The sequence below is a fragment of the Cellulomonas fimi genome (assembly GCF_028527925.1).
GTDB lineage: Bacteria > Actinomycetota > Actinomycetes > Actinomycetales > Cellulomonadaceae > Cellulomonas > Cellulomonas fimi_C.
Window position 1 is genome coordinate 1 of the sequence record NZ_JAPESW010000048.1, and the last position, 18,161, is coordinate 18,161.

Genomic DNA, 18,161 nt, shown 5'->3' on the forward strand with positions numbered 1-18,161 from the left:
CAGGGTGCGGGACGTGGTGGCGGGCGGCGTGGCGGACGGGGCCGGAGGGACGTGCGGAGACGGCGAGCCGGGGTGGTGGGCAGGCGCAGCCGTCCGCCGAGCCCGACGCCCCGCGCGACCCGTCCACCCCACCGCGACCGACCACCACGCCCGACGCACCGTCGCGACGACGCGACCCGAACCGGAGGACCGCCGTGGCCCTGTTCGACCTGCCGCTCGCCGAGCTGCGCACCTACCGCCCGGACGTCCCCGAGCCCGACGACCTCGACGCGTTCTGGTCGGCCACGCTCGCCGAGGCCCGCACGCACGACACGCCCGTCACCGCGACGCGCGTCGACACCGGCCTGACCCTCGTCGACACCTGGGACGTCACGTTCCCCGGCTTCGGCGGGCACCCCGTGCGCGCCTGGTACACGCGTCCCGCGGGCGTCGACGGCGACCTGCCGGCCGTCGTCGAGTTCCTCGGGTACGGGCGCGGGCGTGGCGAGCCGATCGAGCGGCTGATCTGGGCCAACGCGGGGTACGCGCACCTGCTCATGGACACGCGCGGACAGGGCAGCCAGCACGGCAACGGCGGCGACACCCCCGACCCGGTCGGGTCCGACCCCGCGGTGCCCGGGTTCGTCACGCGCGGCATCCGCTCGCCGGACACCGCCTACTACCGGCGGCTCTACACCGACGCCGTGCGGGCCGTCGACGCCGTGCGGACCCTGCCCGGTGTCGACGCGTCCCGCGTCGCGGCGCTCGGCAACAGCCAGGGCGGCGGCATCGCGATCGCCGTCGCCGGGCTCGTGCCGGACCTGGCCGCCGTCGCCGCGAGCGCCCCGTTCCTGTGTCACGTGCGGCGGGCGGTCGGGCTGGTCGACACCGAGCCGTACGCCGAGATCGTGCGCTACCTCGCCGTGCACCGCGGCGCCGAGGACACCGTGTTCCGCACGCTGTCCTACCTCGACGGCGTGCACCTGGCCCGTCGTGCCCGGGCCGCCGCCCTGTTCGGCACCGGCCTGCGCGACACCGTGTGCCCGCCGTCGACCGCGTTCGCCGCGTTCAACGCCTGGGCCGACGGCGACCCGTCGGTGCCGCGGGACATCGCCGTCTACCCGTTCAACCACCACGAGAACGGCGACGCGGTCCACCACCGCCGCATCCTCACCTGGTTCGCGACCCACCTCTGACCGTCCGGCTCGTTCGACCCCGTCCGGGCCGCCGGCACCATGAGGACCACGAGGAGCCCAGGACCGCCGTCGACCGCGAGATCTCCCTCGACCATCAGGACAACCGGACGGACCGGGACCGCCGTCGATACCGACATGGTTGCCGTGCAGCGCGCTCGAACAGCACCCATGTCGGTATCGCGCCGGTCCGCACGCCCGCGAACCACCCCGTGGTCGCCGTCCGCCCACCTGCCCTCGCGCGACGAGCACAACATCAAGGTCGCGAACGGCGCCCCACACGCGCCTGACGTTGTGCTCGCCGCCGTCTCACGCGGTCGACCGGCGGGCGACGGGCGCTTCGGGCTCGGGCTCGCGAGGTCGCTCGGCGTCCGGACGGACGTCAGGTCGAGGCGAGGACCGTGTCGAGGGTGCGGAGGAACGCCGGGCGGGCGTCGCGGTGGACGCTGTGGCCGGTGCCGGGGAGGTTGACGACCGTCAGGCGGGCCGCGTCGGGACCCGCCTCGGCCACGGCCGCGAGGGCGCGCGCGACGAGGGACGGGCCGACGATCGTGCGGTCCGGGTCGCCCGTGACGAGCGTGACCGGGATGCCCGACGCCGTGATCTCCCCGACGGACGCGGGCCAGTCGCGCTCGGCCCAACGGTGCGGCACCGCGGCGAGCTGCGGGTGCAGGCCGGAGCGGGCCGCCGCCCAGGGGGCGCGCTCGTCCTCGGGCCACGTCGGGTCGTCGCGACGCGACTGCGCGAGGAGCTCCTCGACGGGCGTGTGCCGCGCCGCGACCGCGTCGGCGAGCCACCCGGGCGGGACGTCGCCGGCAGTCCATGCGGGGTCGACGAGCACGACGGCCGCGACCAGGTCGGGCGCCGTGAGCGCGACCTCCTGCGCGATCAGCCCGCCCATCGAGTGCCCGACGACGACGGCACGCTCGCTCCCGAGCTCGTCCCGCAGCGTCGCGACGACGTCGGCGCCCAGGGCGCTGATCGCGAACACGTCGGGCAGCGGCCGGCCGCCGTGACCCAGCGCGGTCGGCGTCAGCACCCGGCGGTCCCGCACGTGGGCGACGACGCCGGGCCAGCAGTCGCCCGAGTCCGACAGCCCGTGCAGCAGGACGAGGGGCGTGCTCACCGGCCGGTCCCGTCGACCGCGTGGGGCTCGATCGCGGCGATCTCGTCCTCGGTCAGCGGCGGCGCGGAGAGCGCGGCGACGTTGTCCTCGAGCTGCGCGACGGACGACGCCCCGACCAGCGCGGACGTGATGCGCGGGTCGCGCAGGACCCACGTGAGCGCGAGCTGCGCGAGCGACTGCCCCCGGCCCGCGGCGATGTCGTTGAGCGCCCGGGCCCGCGTCAGGTACGTCTCGGAGAGCGCCGACGGCTTGAGGAAGTGCCCGACGGCGGCGCGCGAGTCGGCCGGCACGTCGCCCGACAGGTAGCGGCCGGTGAGCAGGCCCTGCGCGAGCGGCGAGAAGACGATCGTCCCGATCCCGAGGTCCCCGACGACGTCGAGCAGCGACTCCGACTCCCCCTCGGCGACGTTCTCGACGTGCCGGTTGAACATCGAGTACGACGGCTGGTGGATGAGCAGCGGCGTGCCCAGGTCCGCGAGCACGCGCTGCGCGGTGCGCGTCTGCGACGGCGAGTAGTTCGAGATGCCGGCGTACAGCGCGCGACCGCTCGTGACGGCGGTGTGCAGCGCGCCCATCGTCTCCTCGATCGGGACGCTCGGGTCGGGGCGGTGCGAGTAGAAGACGTCGACGTAGTCCAGCCCGAGCCGCGCGAGCGACTGGTCGAGCGACGCGAGCAGGTACTTGCGCGAGCCGCCGTCGCCGTACGGGCCGGGCCACATGTCGTAGCCGGCCTTGGAGGAGATGACGAGCTCGTCGCGGTACGGCTTGAGGTCGCGCTGCAGGACGCGGCCGAAGTTCGCCTCGGCCGACCCGTACGGCGGGCCGTAGTTGTTCGCGAGGTCGAAGTGCGTGATGCCGAGGTCGAACGCGCGGCGCAGGACGGCCCGCTGCGTCTCGAGCGGCGTCGTGTCGCCGAAGTTGTGCCACAGGCCGAGCGACAGCGCGGGCAGGTCGAGGCCGCTGTGCCCGGTGCGACGGTAGGTCATGGCGTCGTACCGCTCGTCCGCGGCGCGGTAGACGGGCTCGGTGGGCATCGCGGGGCGTCCTCTCGGCGGTGGGAGCGTGCGTCGTCACGCTAGCCCGCCGCGCGCCGGTCGGCCGAATCGATCCGAGCCGGGGGCCACCTAGGATCGGCGCGTGCTGCACGTCGTGTTCTTCGAGCCCCGCATCCCCGGGAACACCGGCAACGCGATCCGCATGGCGGCGGGCACGGGCGCGACGCTGCACCTCGTCGAACCGCTCGGGTTCGACCTCTCCGAGGCGCGGCTCAAGCGGGCCGGGCTCGACTACCACGACCTCGCGCACGTCGTCGTGCACGGGTCCTTCGACGCCCTGCTCGACGCCCTCCCCGACGCGCGCGTCCTCGCGTTCACGACCCAGGCGACGACGTCGTTCGCCGACGTGGTCTACCGCGACGGCGACGCGCTGCTGTTCGGCCCCGAGCCGACCGGCCTGCCCGCCGACGTGCTCGCGCACGACCGCGTCGACGCGCAGCTGCGCATCCCGATGCTCCCGGGCCGCCGCTCGATGAACCTGTCGAACGCCGCCGCCGTCGCGACGTACGAGGCGTGGCGTCAGCTCGGCTTCCCCGGCGGCGCCTGACCGGGAGGTCGTCGTCAGAGGTCGACGACCTCGACGAGCTCGTCGCCCCCGAGCAGCGACCGGACCTCGGGGAGGCCCGACGCCCGCAGGCGCCAGCGGTCCTTCGCCTCGCCGAGCCGGCGCTGCGCGAGCCGCAGCAGCTCGTCGGGCGTCCCACCACCGGGCTCCGACCAGACGACGACCGCGTGCAGCGACGGCCAGTCCGCCGCCTCGATGCCCGACGCGGGCACGGCGAGCCGCTCGACGAGCTGCTGCCGCAGCCCCTCGGCGACCTGCGCGGCGTGCTCCTCGTCGCGCGCGTGCAGCGTCGCCGCGAGCGCGAGCTCGTCGCCACCGATGCGCGCGGCGTCGGACCGGACGGGCGCGACGCCCCGCAGCCGCGCGCCGAGCGCGGCGAGCACGACGTCGGCGAACGCGTGCCCGCGCGTCGCGTTGAGGTGCCGGAAGCCGCGCACGTCGAGCAGCACGAGGACGACGCGGCCCGCGGTGCCGTGCAGGTCGGCGCAGCGCTCGGCGAGCCGGTGCTGGAGCATCGCGCGGTGCTCGAGCCCGGTGAGCGAGTCGTGCAGCGACCGGACGGCGAGCAGCGTCGACAGCGCGTGCACGAGGTCGGACGTGCTCGCGACCGCCCACACGTCGCCCGCGACGATCACGTCGTCGTACCGGCGCTCGTCGTGCCGCTCCATGGCGCGGACGGCCACCTCGGACACCGGCGCGGACGGCGGTGCGACGAGCGGCGCCCAGTCGGCGATCTCGCCGGTCTCGCGTCGGGCGTGCACCGCGCGGCCGAAGCCGAGCCGGCCCGTCATCGCGGCGGTGAACCGCGTGCGCGTCACGAGGCCGATGCGGGCCGGGTCGGACGGGTCGCGGACCGCGACGGTCGTGACGTGCGGCGAGCGGAACAGCACCTCGAGCCGCGCGATCGGCAGGTCGGCGTCGACCACGTCGACGGCACGCGCGAGCTCCTTCACGGTCGCGGCGGCGGTGGTCCGGTAGTCGCCCAGGGCGTGCTGGAGCCGGTCGGCGAGAAGCGTCAGGTCGTCGTCCACCCGGGCATCATTCTCGCAGGTCAGCGGGCAGAACGGACACGTCGACGGATGTTCACGGACCGTTCGCCGACGCCTCGGCGCGGGTTCATCCCGCCGGTCGGGACCCTGCGCCGCACGCCCGCGTGGGGGACGATCGGTCGATGTTCACCACGCGCCCCCAGCTCACCGGGACCTTCGGCATGGTCGCCTCGACGCACTGGCTCGCGAGCGGCGTCGGGATGCGGGTGCTCGAGGCGGGCGGGAACGCGTTCGACGCGGCCGTCGCCGCCGGGTTCGTCGTGAGCGTCGTCGAGCCGCACCTGTGCGGACCGGGCGGTGACGCGCCGATCATCGGGCACCGCGCGTCCGACGGGCACACGTTCGTCGTCTGCGGGCAGGGCACCGCACCCGCGGGCGCGACGATCGACGCCTACCGGGACCTCGGACTCGACCTCGTGCCCGGCACGGGGCACCTGGCGGCCGTCGTCCCCGGCGCGTTCGGCGCGTGGCTCGACCTGCTGGCGCGCTACGGGACGATGACGCTCGAGGACGTGCTGGCACCCGCCGCCGGCTACGCGCGCGACGGCTTCCCGCTGCTGCCGACCGCGGCGCGGACCGTCGAGACGGTGCGGGACCTGTTCGCCGAGCACTGGCCGACGTCGGCGGCGGTCTACCTGCCAGGCGGTGCTCTGCCGGGCGCGGGCGTGCGGTTCCGCAACCCGGACCTGGCGAACACCCTCGACCGGATCCTCGCCGAGGCGCGGGCGGCCGGTACCGACCGGGAGGCGCAGATCGAGGCCGCCCGGCGCGCGTTCTACGAGGGCTTCGTGGCCGAGGCGGTCGACGCGTTCGTCACCGGGACGCCCGTGCGGGACTCGTCGGGGCGGGCGCACACGGGGTTCCTCACGGCCGACGACCTCGCCGCGTGGCGCGCGACCGAGGAGCCGACGACGACCCTGCGGTTCGCAGGCCGGACGATCCACAAGACGGCCGCATGGGGGCAGGGCCCCGTCCTGCTGCAGCAGCTCGCGATGCTCGACGCGCTCGAGGTGGGCGCGCTCGTCCGGGCGTGCGCCGGCGACGCGCCGTCGTCGGGAGCCGTGACGGAGCTCGTGCACACCGTCGTCGAGGTCGCGAAGCTCGCGTTCGCGGACCGCGAGGCCTGGTACGGCGACGCCCCGGACGTCCCGCTCGCGACGCTCCTCTCGCCCCGGTACGCCGCCGAGCGGGCGCGTCTCGTCGGCTCGGAGGCCGCCGACGGGCTACGGCCGGGACGCCCCGACGACCGCGACCCCGTGCTGTCCGCCGTGCTGGCGCGCGTCGAGCGGCCCGACGCGGCCGCGGGCGTGGGTGAGCCGACCGTCTCGACCAGCGGGGTGACCACGGGCGACACGTGCCACGTCGACGTCGTCGACCGGTGGGGCAACCGGGTGTCGGCGACGCCGTCGGGCGGCTGGCTCCAGTCGAGCCCGATCGTCCACGGCCTCGGCTTCCCGCTGCCGACGCGCGCGCAGATGTTCTGGCTGTCGCCGGGACTGCCGAGCTCCCTCGCGCCCGGACGCCGACCGCGCACGACCCTCAGCCCCGGCCTCGTGCTCGACGACGACGGCACCGGGTTCGCGTTCGGCACGCCCGGCGGCGACCAGCAGGACCAGTGGACCGTGCCGTTCCTGCTGCGCCACCTGCTCGGCGGGCTCGACCTCCAGGCCGCGATCGACGCGCCGTCGTGGCACTCGTCGCACGTGCCGGAGTCGTTCTACCCGCGCACCCACGTGCCGCGCGGGCTGGTCGCGGAGTCGCGCCTCGGCGCCGACGTCCTGGACGCCCTGGCCGCGCGCGGGCACGTCGTGCAGGACGCCGGACCGTGGGCGCTGGGACGTATCAGCGCTGCCGGCGTCAGGCCCGACGGGTTCCTCGTCGCCGCCGCCAACCCGCGCGGCATGCAGGGGTACGCGGTCGGCCGCTGACGGTCGCGCTGAGGCGCGCGGGAGGTTCGACGTCTGGCGCGGTCGAGCCCGCTCGCTGTGCGTGGGCTGTGCGGGAGTTGCGCAAGTCGTCCGACGTCTACTCCCCGGTACGGCCCCTTCATGAGGGTTGCATGAGGATCTTCATGCATACGGAGGCAAGAGGTCGGACCACTGCTAGCGTCCGCACCATGCACGATGTCGTGGATGCTCATCTCCAGGTGTGGAACCCCGACGCCGTCCACTACCCCTGGATGACCGGGGATGTCGCCGCCGTCGAGCGCCCCTTCCGGGTCCCGGACGTCGAGTGCGACCTGGCCGACGAAGGCGTCGGGAAGGTCGTGCTCGTGCAGGCCGCGGACAACCGGGCGGACTCCGAGCTCATGCTCTTCCAGGCCCTCTCGTGCCCCCGCGTCGCCGGGGTCGTCGCATGGGTGCCGCTCACCCATCCCGAGGACGCCGCCGCACAGCTCGACGCGTGGCGCATGGAACCCGTCGTCGGCGTCGGGCACCGCGTCCACGAGGAGCCCGACCCGGCCTGGCTGCTCCAGCCCGCCGTCGACGAGTCCCTCGGCCTGCTCGCCGAGCGCCGGCTCACGCTCGACCTGCCCGCGCACACCCCGACCCTGCTCGGTCACGTCGCGACGCTGGCCGAGAACCACCCCAAGCTCACGTTCGTGCTCCAGCACCTCGGCGCACCGCCCCTCGAGGCGCTGCGCCAGGGCGAGCGCGACGCGTGGACCCACTGGTCGGCCATGCTCGGCGCCGTCGCCCAGCTGCCCAACGTCGTCGCCAAGCTCTCCGGTCTCGGCGCCGCCGCCGGACCCGGCTGGACGCCCGAGCACCTGCAGCCCGCCGTCGACCGTGCGCTCGAGCTGTTCGGACCCGACCGCCTCATGCTCGGGTCGAACTGGCCGTACGCCCTCGTCGACGGCGACTGCTACGGGCGGGTCTGGCACGGGCTGCGCAGCACCATCGACCAGCTCCCCGACGACGCGCGCGACCTGATCCTCGGCGGGACGGCCAACCGCGTGTACGGGCTCCCGCTGGACGACCTCTGACGGACCGCGCCCGCGACGGCGCGCCACACGGAATACTGCAGACGTGTCCCGATCCGAGGATGTCGTCGACGGCATCAAGCAGATGATCCTGGACGGCCTGCTCGGGCCGGGTGACCGCCTGCCCGCGGAGAAGGAGCTCGCCGGCACGCTCGGCGTCTCCCGCGGGTCCCTGCGCGAGGGCGTCCGCGCGCTCGGCACGCTCGGGATCCTCGACTCCCGGCACGGCGACGGCACCTACGTCACGACGCTCGACCCGGCCCGGCTCCTCGCACCCGTCTCGTTCGTCGCCGACCTCCAGCACGACGCCGAGTTCCACGCCGTCCGCCGCCTGCTCGAGACCGAGGCCGCCGGGCTCGCCGCCCTGCACATCGACGACGAGGACGTCCAGCTCGCGCGGGCCGCGCTCGACGAGTCCGCGCGCGCCCTGTCGGCCGACCCGCTCGATCATGAGCGCCTCGTCGCCGCCGACGTCGCGTTCCACTCCGTCGTCGCCCGCGCGTCCGGCAACTCCGTGCTCGCCGCGCTCATCGACGGCATCGCCGGCCGCACGTCGCGTCGCCGCCGCTCCACCCCCGACGACGGCCTCGAGGACCGCACCTTCGTCGAGCACGAGGCGATCCTCGCCGCGATCGTCGCGCGCGACCCCGACCGCGCACGGCTGCGCATGGCGACGCACCTGCTGAGCCTGGAGGACGCGATCACCGGCTCCGACGTCGCGACCGCCGACTCCGTGGCGGAGCCCGTCAGCGCCCGCTGACGCCTCCGCCCACGTGCACGACGCCGTCACCGGGCGCGACCCCGTCGTTCGGCGGACGCGCCTGCGAGAGCGGGCGCTCGCCCTGCGGGCCGCGGCTCAGCGGGCGGGCGCTCGCCCCGCGGCCCGACCGTCGGCGTGGTGGATGTCGACGCACGCCCGCCGGTGAGACGGGAGCGTCGCGCTGGGGCCCGACCCTCAGCGTGCGGGTGTCGAGTCGCGCAGCACGACCTGCGTCGGGACGTGCGTGAGCCGCGGCTCGTCCGACGGCTCGGCGAGCGCGAGCTCGGTCGCTGCGATGCCGATGTCGACGAGCGGGATCCGTACCGTCGTCAGCGGCGGGACGACGTCGCGCAGCGTCGAGATGTCGTCGAACCCGGCGAGCGCCACGTCGCGCGGGACCTCGACGCCCGCGTCCCGGGCCGCCGCGAGCGCGCCGAGCGCCATGACGTCGTTCACCGCGAACACGACCTCGGGGAGGTCACCGGCCCGCAGCAGCGCACGCATCGCGTCCTCTCCGCCCTCGTGCGTGAAGGCGCTGGGGATCACCGACTCCGCGGGGACGTCCACGCCGAGCTCCGCGAGCGCGGCGACGAACGCCTCGCGCCGCTCGCGCGCGGTCAGGTGCGCGTCCGGACCGCCGAGGACCGCGAACGACCGGTACCCGCGCTCGTGCAGGGCCCGCGCCAGGTCCGTCGCACCCTGCGCGTTCGCGACGACGACCGCGTCGACGCCGAGCACCGGCTGGCCGATGACCGCCGCCGAGCCGCCGACCGCGCGGTAGTCGGCCAGCGCGTCGCGCAGCTCGCCCGTGGTGTCGGGGTCGTCGAGCCGCCCGCCCGCGATGACGATCGCGCGCGCCCGCTGGCGCTTGAGCAGGTCGACCAGACCGGCCTCACGACTCGGGTCGTGCTGCGTGCTCGCGAGCGTGACCTGGAGCCCCGCGCGGTCCGCCGCGCGCGTGACGCCCGCCGCGATGGAGGAGAAGTAGGGGTCGGCGATGTCGTGGACGACGAGGCCGAGCGACGTGGTGCGGCCGCGCGCCATCGCCTGGGCGTTGGCGTCGGGGGTGTAGCGGAGCTTGGCCGCCGCGGCGAGCACGCGGTCGCGCAGGTCGGCGCGGACCGTGCGGTTGGCGCTGCCGTTGATGGCGCGCGATGCGGTCGCCAACGACACGCCTGCCTCGCGCGCCACGTCGCTCAGGGTCACCGATCCGGCCATGCTCGCAAGGGTAGGGGCTCGCCACGTCGGAGCGGTGGCACGGTCCCCCACGGTGTGGCAGGGCACCGCTCAGCGGGCTGCTCCTGGCCATGGGAAAGCGGTATCCTGACCGTCTTCCTCCTTGAAGGGGCTCTCGACGATGACGGCCACCACCGACCTTGCCGACGCGGTGCTCGTGCTCCGACCCGACGACCACGTCGGCGTCGCCACCCGAGACCTGCAGGACGGCACCCAGCTGACGCTCGACGCCGACGGCACCCTCGCCAGGACGAGCCTCGTCGTCCGGCAGAGCGTGCCGCGCGGGCACAAGCTCGCCCTTCGCCCGGTCGCCGCCGGTGAGCAGGTCCGCAAGTACGGGCAGTCCATCGGGCGCGCCACTCGCGACATCGCCGTCGGGGACCACGTGCACACGCACAACCTCGGCATGGACGACGAGGACCGCGAGTACGAGGTCGGTACCGCGCGCGTCCGCCTGCCCACGCCCGCCGGTCCGTCGCGCACCTTCGACGGCTACCGCCGCGCCGACGGCCGGTGGGGCACCCGCAACTACGTCGGCATCGTCACGTCCGTGAACTGCTCCGCGTCCACCGCCCGGCTCGTCGCCGACCAGTTCCGTGGCCGCGCGCTCGACGCGTTCCCGCACGTCGACGGGGTGGTCGCCCTCACCCACGACACCGGCTGCGGGCTCGTCCCCACCTCGGAGGGCGCCCAGATCACGCGGCGCACCCTGCGCGGGTACGCCGACCACCCCAACATCGCCGCACTCCTCGTGCTCGGCCTGGGCTGCGAGATGCTGCCCGCGCAGTCCCTGCTCGACGGCCTGGACCTGCCCGCCGACAAGCCCGTCCGCACCCTCGTGATCCAGGAGAGCGGCGGCATCCGGGCCACCGTCCGTGCCGGTGTCGCCGCGATCGAGGAGATGCTTCCCGCGGTCGACGCGCTGCGCCGCTCCCCCGCACCCGTCTCCGAGCTCGTCCTCGGCCTCAACTGCGGCGGGTCCGACGGGTACTCCGGCATCACCGCCAACCCCGCGCTGGGCTACGCGTCCGACCTGCTCGTCGCCCGCGGCGGCACGTCGATCCTCGCCGAGACGCCCGAGGTGTTCGGCGCCGAGCACCTGCTGCTCCGCCGCGCCGTCTCCCGCGAGGTCGGCCAGAAGCTGCTCGACCGGATCGACTGGTGGAAGCAGTACACCGCCGCCGGCGGCGGCACCCTCGACAACAACCCGTCGCCCGGCAACAAGGCCGGCGGGCTCACGACGATCCTCGAGAAGTCTCTCGGCGCCGTCGCCAAGGGCGGCACGGCCGAGCTCGCCGCCGTCTACGAGTACGCCGAGCCGGTCCGGACCCGCGGGTTCACGTTCATGGACACCCCCGGGTACGACCCGGTGTCCGTGACCGGCATCGTCGCCGGAGGCGCGACCGTCGTCGTCTTCACCACCGGACGCGGCTCGGTCCTCGGCTGCAAGCCCACGCCGTCCATCAAGGTGGCGACGAACACCGCGACCTACCTGCGGATGCGCGAGGACATGGACCTCAACGCCGGGCGGATCGTGGACGGCACCGCCACCGTCGCGTCGGTCGGCGAGGAGCTGTTCGACCTCATGGTCGAGGTCGCGTCCGGCCGCCAGACCGTCTCGGAGGAGCTCGACCTCGGTGCCGACGAGTTCGTCCCCTGGCAGCTCGGCGCCGTCACCTGACGGCGCGCGGGACGTCGAGCGCGCGCCTCACGGCACCCTGACGGGCTGACTGACGATCGAGGCGCGGCGTGTGCCGCCGGCCCAGTCAGCCGGGTCCGACCGGCGCCGTCAGGTGCGCCGGGTGCGACCGGCGCCGCCAAGTGCGCCGGGTGCGGTCAGCGGTCGACGCGGGCGCCGCCGCCGCCGGCGAGCTTGAGCACCTCGGCCTTGGTCACCATCGTCGTGTCACCGGGGGTCGTCATGGCGAGCGCGCCGTGCGCGGCACCGTACTCGACGGCCGTCGCGAGCCCGTCGCCGGCGATGAGGCCGTACGCCAGCCCGGACGCGAACGAGTCGCCGCCGCCGACGCGGTCGAGGATCTCGAGCCGCTCGCGGTGCGTCGCGCGCACCACCCCGGTCTCGCGCGACCACGCCAGCGCGCCCCAGTCGTTGACCGACGCGCTGCGCACCGTGCGCAGGGTCGTCGCGATGACCTTGAAGTTCGGGTACGCCTCGGCGACGCGGTCGATCATGGCCGCGAACGACCCGATCTCGAGCTCGCTGAGGTTCTCGTCGACCCCCTCGACCTCGAAGCCCAGCGAGGCGGTGAAGTCCTCCTCGTTGCCGATCATGACGTCGATGAACGGGGCGATCGCCCGGTTCACCTCCTGCGCCCGGGCCTGGCCGCCGATCGCCTTCCAGAGACTCGGCCGGTAGTTGAGGTCGTAGGAGACGACGGTCCCGTGCTTGCGCGCCACGGTGACGGCCTCGATCACGGTCTCGGCAGCGCTGTCGGAGAGCGCGGCGAAGATCCCGCCGGTGTGGAACCACCGGACGCCGAGGTCGCCGAACAGGTGCTCCCAGTCGATGTCGCCGGGCGCGAGCTGCGCGGCGGCGGTGTGGCCGCGGTCGCTCACACCGACGGCGCCCCGGACCCCGAAGCCTCGCTCGGTGAAGTTGAGGCCGTTGCGCACCGTGCGCCCCACGCCGTCGTACGGGACCCACCTGATGAACGACGTGTCCAACCCACCCGTCAGGATGCAGTCCTCGACGAGTCGACCGACCTCGTTGTCGGCGAGCGCGGTGACGATCGCCGTCCGCAACCCGAAGGCGCGTCGCAGACCGCGCGAGACGTTGTACTCGCCGCCGCCCTCCCACACGCGGAACTCCCGGGTCGTGCGGATGCGGCCCTCTCCCGGGTCGAGGCGCAGCATGACCTCCCCGAGGGACACCGCGTCGTAGCGCGTCTCCTCGGCCGGGCGGATCACCAGGTCGGACATCGGTCAGCTCCTCGTGCTGTCGTGCGGTCCCGGAGGACGGCGGTCGGGCGGTCGCCCTGCGGGCCGTGAGGAACCGGGGCGCCGGACGGTCAGGACGTGTGGTGGACGAGAGACGGTGGGTCAGGGCGCGAGGCGGCGGTCACGACCCGGTCGTCGTGAGCGCGACGGCCGCGGCGGTCAGCGCGCGGATGCCGTCGAGGTCGCCTGCCTGGACGAGGTCCTTCGGCACCATCCAGGAACCGCCGACGGCGCGGACGCTCGGCAGCGCGAGGTACTCGCCGAGGTTGCCCGGGCCGATGCCGCCGGTCGGCACGAACCCGACGTCACCGAACGGTGCGGCGAGCGCGGCGACGGCGGCGGCTCCCCCCGACGACCCGGCGGGGAAGAACTTGACGGTCGACACACCGAGCTCAAGTGCGGCCATGACCTCTGTCGCGGTGACCGCCCCCGGGAGCGCGAGCACGCCGTGCTCCTGGCAGCGCTCGACGACCGCGCGGCTCGTCCCGGGCGAGACGACGAACTGCGCACCAGCGGCGACCGCCTGGTCGACCTGCGCGACGGTGAGGACGGTGCCCGCGCCGACGAGCACGTCGCCACGGGCGCTCATCGCACGGATCGCGTCGGGGGCGGCGGCGGTCCGGAAGGTCACCTCGGCGACCGGCAGCCCACCGGCTACCAGCGCCTTCGCCAGCGGGTCGGCGTGCGCTGCGTCGTCCAGGACGACCACGGGGACGAGGCGGTGCGTCCCGAGGCGGTCGAGGATGTCGGTGTCGCTCACGCGTGCTCCTTCGCAGCGGTGGCCAGGGCCTGCTCGACCGGGAAAGCGTTTCCCGCTCTCGGAGCAGCATACGCCTCCCGCGGGATCCGGTAGGCCAGGTCGACCGCGGACTCGATCGCCTCGTCGAGGTCGAGCCGGTGCTCGGCCACCAGCCGCGCGAGGAAGCCGGCGTCGATGCGGCGGGCGAGATCGTGCCGCGCCGGGATCGAGCAGAACGCACGGGTGTCGTCCACGAAGCCGGTCGTGTTGTAGAGCCCGGCCGTGTCCGTGACGGCCTCTCGGTACCGCCGCATGCCGTCCGGGGTGTCGAGGAACCACCACGGAGCACCCAGACGGACCGCGGGGTACACGCCCGCCAGCGGCGCGAGCTCACGGCTCAAGGTGTCCTCGTCCACCGTGAACAGCACGAGCCGCAGGTTCGGGTGGTGCCCGAACGACTCGAGCAGCGGGCGTAGGGCGTGCACGTACTCGGTCGGCACCGGGATGTCGTAGCCGACGTCCGGTCCTCGCGCCGCGAGCACCGCCGGGTCATGGTCCCGGAGCACCCCCGGGTGGAGCTGCATGACGAGCCCGTCCTCGGTCGACATGCGCGCCATCTCGAACAGCATGTGACCCGAGAACGCCGCCGCCTCACGCTCGTCGACCCTGCCCCGCAGCGCGTCGGAGACGATGCGCTCCGCGACCGAGTCGTCGAGCGGCACGGCGTCGGCGGAGAGGTGCCCGTGGTCCGTCGCTCGTGCGCCGGCAGCGACGAACGCCCGGCGACGCTCCTCGAGCGCCGACACCAGGTCCCGGTAGCCCTCGATGGTCGTACCGGTCACGGCACCCAGCCGTTCGACGTCGGCACGCCAGCCCGGGCGCGCGACGTCCAGGAGCGCGTCCGGCCGGAACGTCGGCACGACACGGTCGCCCCAGCCCTCGGCCGCGAGCGCGGCGTGGTCGGCCAGCGTCGAGGTCGCCGGGTCGGTCGTCGCCAGGATCTCGATCCCGAACCGCTCGAACAGCGCCCGCGGGCGGTAGGCCGGGTCCGAGAGCCGCTCCGCGAGGTGGTCGTAGACGCGGTCGGCCGAGTCGGCCGAGAGCCGCTCCCGCACGCCGAGCACGTCGACGAGCACGTGCTCCATCCAGTACCGCGTGGGGGTGCCGCGGAACAGGTACCAGTGCGACGCGAAGGTCCGCCACACGGCGCGAGGGTCCGTCTCGACCGGACGTCCGTCGAGACGTGGGACACCCAGGGCGTCGTGCGGGACCCCCTGCGAGACCAGCATGCGCACCAGGTAGTGGTCGGGCACGACGAGAAGCGCGGCAGGGTCGGGGAACGGCTCGTCACGCGCGAGGAGGCCCGCGTCGACGTGGCCGTGCATGGAGACGATCGGCAGCCCCGACGTCTGGTCGAGGATCTCCCGTGCGATGGGACGGACTCCGGGGTCGCTCGGCAGCGCGCGGTCGGGGTGAAGCGTCCAGTCGGGGTGCGCCATCGGTGCGACCTCCTCGTCGTGCCGGTCGCGCATCGACGGGTGCGATGCCGTGAACGGCGTGCAATCGATTTCATCGCCGAGCCAACCAGGTCGACCGGCGATCTGCAAGCCTCCACCGCACATCTGTTCGAATCGCGGGACCGGGTTGTCGCGCACGACAGGGACGTGCTGCAATCGCATTCATCGCTGCGGCATCGACGCGTCGTCGTCGACCGAGCGGTAGGACAGGAGGACGGCACCGTGGTGGTGACGCTGCGCGACGTCGCGCGCCGGGCCGGGGTGTCTCCCGCCACGGCGTCCCGCGCGCTGAGCGCCCCCGACCTCGTCGCGCCCGAGCGTCGCGAGCAGGTGCAGCGCGCCGCGCGCGAGCTCGGCTACCGGCCCAACCGTGCCGCGCGCGAGCTCATCACGGGGCGCACCGGGAACCTCTGCCTCGTCGTGCCCGACCTCGAGAACCCGTTCTTCGCCGCCGTCGCCAAGGGCGTCCAGGCCCGCGCCCGGACCCTCGGCCACGCCGTCTTCGTCGCCGACGCCGAGGAGGACCCGCGCATGGAGTCCGAGCTCGTCGAGCACCTCGGCGGCCAGGTCGACGGCGCGATCCTCTGCTCGCCGCGCATGGCGGACGCCGACCTCGACCGCCTCGCCGCCGAGGTACCTCTCGTCCTCGTGAACCGCGAGCACGGCGCTCTCCCGTCGGTCGTGATCGACAACGCCGACGGCGTGCGGCAGGCCGTCACGCACCTGCACGCGCTGGGCCACCGGCGCATCGCGTTCGCGGGAGGGCCGACCGACTCGTGGTCGGACTCGCGGCGCCGGCTGGGGCTGCGGGACGTGTCCCACGCCCTGAGCGACGTCGCGGTGGTGAACCTCGGTCACTTCGCGCCGGTGTTCGCGGGTGGCGTCGCCGCGGCCGACCTGGTCGCGGCGAGCGGTGCGACCGCGGTCCTCGCGCACAACGACCTGGTCGCGCTCGGCATCCTCAACAGGCTCCAGGCGCGCGGTCTGCACGTGCCGGACGACGTCTCGGTCGTCGGCTACGACGACATCCCCGCCGCGACGCTCGTGTCCCCCGCGCTCACGACCGTGACCGTGCCCCTCGCGCGGCTCGGTCGCGAGTCGGTCGACCTGCTCGTCGCCAGCGGCCTTCGCACCGGCCGACAGACACCTGCCGAGCGTGCGATCGCCGAGGCGGTCGCGGCGGCGACGCGCAGGGCCGGCGACACCCTCCCGGGCGCGGGGGCTCCGAGCACCGCCGGGGCGCGCCCGGGTCCGGCGTCCACGACGGCAACCAACTCCAGGACGGGCATCGCCTCCGCGACGGGCACGGCAGCCCTGGACGGGACGGCGAGCGACACCGGCGCCGACACCGCCTCCGTGCGGCTCCGGGTCGAGCTCGTGGTCCGCAGCTCCACCAGCACCGCACCCCGCCTGCCGACCACGGAGAGCGACCGATGACGCCCCGCCTGAGCCGCACGACGCTGTCCGGCACCGACCCGTCCCCCGGCGGGACGCCCGGCCGCACCCCGGTCCGCGGTCCCGCCGTCGACCCGGCCTCGACGACGATCGGCCTGGTGCACCTCGGGCTCGGCGCGTTCCACCGCGCGCACCAGGCGGTGTACACGGAGGACGCCGCGGCCGCCTCGGGCGCCACGGGCTGGGGGATCCTCGGGGTCACGCAGCGCAGCGCACGGGTGGCGGACCAGCTCGCACCGCAGGACGGCCTGTACGGCGTCCTCACCAAGGGTGCCGACGAGACGTCCCTGCGCATCATCGGCTCGCTGCGGGACGTGGCCTTCCCGGGCACGAGCACGCCCCACGTCATCCGCACGATCGCCTCACCCACGACGCACGTCGTGACGCTGACCGTCACCGAGAAGGGCTACCGCCGCGCCGCGGACGGCCGGCCCGACCTCGCCGACCCGGACCTCGCCGCCGACGTCGACGCGCTCGCCGCCGAGCTCGCGGGCGCCGATCCCGAGCGACCGGCACGGTCCCCGATCGGCCTCCTCGTCCGGGGGCTCGCACAGCGCCACCGGGCCGACGCGGGACCGGTGACCGTCGTCTGCTGCGACAACCTCGCCGAGAACGGACCGGTCGTCGGGGGTCTCGTGCACGCGATCCTCGCGACGGTCCCCGGCGGCGACCGGCTGGCCGCATGGGTGGCCGGCTCCGTGACGTTCCCGTCGACGATGGTGGACCGCATCGTGCCGGCGACGACCGACCAGCACCGGGCCGAGGCCGCCCGTCTGACCGGACTCGAGGACCACGGGCTGGTCGTCGGCGAGCCGTTCTCGCAGTGGGTGATCGAGGACGCGTTCGCCGGCGAACGACCCGCCTGGGAGCTCGCGGGCGCCACCCTCACCGCGGACGTCGCGCCGTACGAGCGCGCCAAGCTGCGGGTGCTCAACGCGTCGCACTCGACGCTCGCCTACCTCGGGGCGCTCCGGGGCCACGAGACGATCGCCCAGGCAGTCGCCGACCCGACGCTCGAGGCGGTCGTCCGGGCGCTGGTCGACGAGGACGTCCTGCCCACGCTCGACGCCCCCGACGGGCTCGACCTGACGCAGTACCGGGAGGACGTGCTCGCTCGGTTCGCCAACCCGAACACCGGTCACACGACGGTCCAGGTCGCGATGGACGGCTCGGCGAAGCTGCCGCAGCGCCTCCTGGGCACCGTGCGTGACCGGCTCGCCGCGGGTGCGGTCCCGACGGCCGCGGCGGCGACGCTCGCCGCGTGGATGTCGTACGTGCACGCGACGACGCAGACCGGGCTGGAGGTGGCGGGTCGGCGCGTGACGCTCGACGACCCGCTGGCGGACGTGCTCGCGTCGGCCGCAGCGGGGCCGCTGGACGGGCTGCCCGCGCGGTTGCTGGCCGTGCGGCAGATCTTCGGAGACGACCTCGCCGAGTCCGAGGTGCTGCGTCGGGAGATCCAGGCGCACCTGCGCACGCTCGCCGTCGTCTGACAGACACGGACGGCCCGCACGGCGAAGCGGCGGGCCGGCACGAGCACCCGTCA

15 protein-coding genes are annotated in these 18,161 nt (G+C 74.6%); 8 read left to right on the forward strand and 7 right to left on the reverse strand.

All coding sequences use genetic code 11. From position 1 onward, the window contains the following. Window positions 1-194 precede the first annotated feature (194 nt). The gene (locus OMK64_RS16760; protein ID WP_272729497.1) at window positions 195-1,175 is read left to right on the forward strand and encodes an acetylxylan esterase; all 981 of its coding nucleotides are present in this window, start codon (window positions 195-197) and stop codon (window positions 1,173-1,175) included. Between the two features lie 379 nt (window positions 1,176-1,554). On the opposite strand, the gene OMK64_RS16765 is transcribed toward OMK64_RS16760, so the two are convergent. Further along, a complete protein-coding gene (locus tag OMK64_RS16765) occupies window positions 1,555-2,298 on the reverse strand; it encodes an alpha/beta fold hydrolase (RefSeq protein ID WP_272729498.1) in 744 nt (247 codons plus the stop codon). Further along, on the reverse strand, window positions 2,295-3,332 hold the full coding sequence (mgrA, locus tag OMK64_RS16770; protein WP_272729499.1) for an L-glyceraldehyde 3-phosphate reductase: 1,038 nt from the start codon (window positions 3,330-3,332) through the stop codon (window positions 2,295-2,297). The genes OMK64_RS16765 and mgrA overlap by 4 nt, the downstream gene beginning before the upstream one ends. A gap of 103 nt (window positions 3,333-3,435) precedes the next feature. Here mgrA and OMK64_RS16775 point away from each other — a divergent pair, with 103 nt between their 5' ends. Then, on the forward strand, window positions 3,436-3,900 hold the full coding sequence (locus tag OMK64_RS16775) for a tRNA (cytidine(34)-2'-O)-methyltransferase (protein ID WP_272729500.1): 465 nt from the start codon (window positions 3,436-3,438) through the stop codon (window positions 3,898-3,900). A gap of 14 nt (window positions 3,901-3,914) precedes the next feature. On the opposite strand, the gene OMK64_RS20740 is transcribed toward OMK64_RS16775, so the two are convergent. Next, on the reverse strand, window positions 3,915-4,949 hold the full coding sequence (locus tag OMK64_RS20740; protein ID WP_272729501.1) for a diguanylate cyclase domain-containing protein: 1,035 nt from the start codon (window positions 4,947-4,949) through the stop codon (window positions 3,915-3,917). A gap of 140 nt (window positions 4,950-5,089) precedes the next feature. On the opposite strand from OMK64_RS20740, the gene OMK64_RS16785 reads away from it, so the two are divergent. The 3 genes from OMK64_RS16785 to OMK64_RS16795 all read left to right on the forward strand — a co-directional run bounded on the left by OMK64_RS16785 (window position 5,090) and on the right by OMK64_RS16795 (window position 8,710). Then, window positions 5,090-6,895 (forward strand): gamma-glutamyltransferase family protein, encoded by a 1,806-nt coding sequence (locus OMK64_RS16785; protein ID WP_272729502.1) that lies wholly within the window; start codon window positions 5,090-5,092, stop codon window positions 6,893-6,895. A 188-nt stretch (window positions 6,896-7,083) separates the two neighbouring features. Next, on the forward strand, window positions 7,084-7,953 hold the full coding sequence (locus tag OMK64_RS16790) for an amidohydrolase family protein (protein WP_272729503.1): 870 nt from the start codon (window positions 7,084-7,086) through the stop codon (window positions 7,951-7,953). Between the two features lie 43 nt (window positions 7,954-7,996). Next, window positions 7,997-8,710 carry a FadR/GntR family transcriptional regulator gene (locus OMK64_RS16795; RefSeq protein WP_272729504.1) on the forward strand — a complete coding sequence of 238 codons (714 nt, stop codon included), beginning with the start codon at window positions 7,997-7,999 and terminating at the stop codon, window positions 8,708-8,710. A gap of 195 nt (window positions 8,711-8,905) precedes the next feature. Here OMK64_RS16795 and OMK64_RS16800 read toward each other — a convergent pair whose 3' ends face one another. After that, the gene (locus OMK64_RS16800) at window positions 8,906-9,928 is read right to left on the reverse strand and encodes a LacI family DNA-binding transcriptional regulator (protein WP_272729505.1); all 1,023 of its coding nucleotides are present in this window, start codon (window positions 9,926-9,928) and stop codon (window positions 8,906-8,908) included. A 139-nt stretch (window positions 9,929-10,067) separates the two neighbouring features. Here OMK64_RS16800 and OMK64_RS16805 point away from each other — a divergent pair, with 139 nt between their 5' ends. Then, complete coding sequence (locus tag OMK64_RS16805; RefSeq protein ID WP_272729506.1) at window positions 10,068-11,627, forward strand: D-arabinonate dehydratase; 1,560 nt, start codon at window positions 10,068-10,070, stop codon at window positions 11,625-11,627. A gap of 155 nt (window positions 11,628-11,782) precedes the next feature. Here the strand turns inward: OMK64_RS16805 and OMK64_RS16810 are convergent, their stop codons facing one another. The 3 genes from OMK64_RS16810 to uxaC all read right to left on the reverse strand — a co-directional run bounded on the left by OMK64_RS16810 (window position 11,783) and on the right by uxaC (window position 15,142). Next, window positions 11,783-12,886: a sugar kinase gene (locus OMK64_RS16810; RefSeq protein WP_272729507.1), complete on the reverse strand. Its 1,104-nt coding sequence runs from the start codon at window positions 12,884-12,886 to the stop codon at window positions 11,783-11,785. Window positions 12,887-13,025: 139 nt separating this feature from the next. Continuing rightward, window positions 13,026-13,664: a bifunctional 4-hydroxy-2-oxoglutarate aldolase/2-dehydro-3-deoxy-phosphogluconate aldolase gene (locus OMK64_RS16815; RefSeq protein WP_272729508.1), complete on the reverse strand. Its 639-nt coding sequence runs from the start codon at window positions 13,662-13,664 to the stop codon at window positions 13,026-13,028. Next, a complete protein-coding gene (uxaC, locus tag OMK64_RS16820; protein ID WP_272729509.1) occupies window positions 13,661-15,142 on the reverse strand; it encodes a glucuronate isomerase in 1,482 nt (493 codons plus the stop codon). Before uxaC ends, OMK64_RS16815 begins: the two co-directional genes overlap by 4 nt. Before the next feature lie 240 nt (window positions 15,143-15,382). On the opposite strand from uxaC, the gene OMK64_RS16825 reads away from it, so the two are divergent. Further along, entirely contained in the window at window positions 15,383-16,597 is a 1,215-nt protein-coding gene (locus OMK64_RS16825) for a LacI family DNA-binding transcriptional regulator (protein ID WP_272729510.1), read from the forward strand. Beyond that, window positions 16,594-18,108 (forward strand): mannitol dehydrogenase family protein, encoded by a 1,515-nt coding sequence (locus tag OMK64_RS16830; protein ID WP_272729511.1) that lies wholly within the window; start codon window positions 16,594-16,596, stop codon window positions 18,106-18,108. Before OMK64_RS16825 ends, OMK64_RS16830 begins: the two co-directional genes overlap by 4 nt. Window positions 18,109-18,161: the final 53 nt, after the last annotated feature.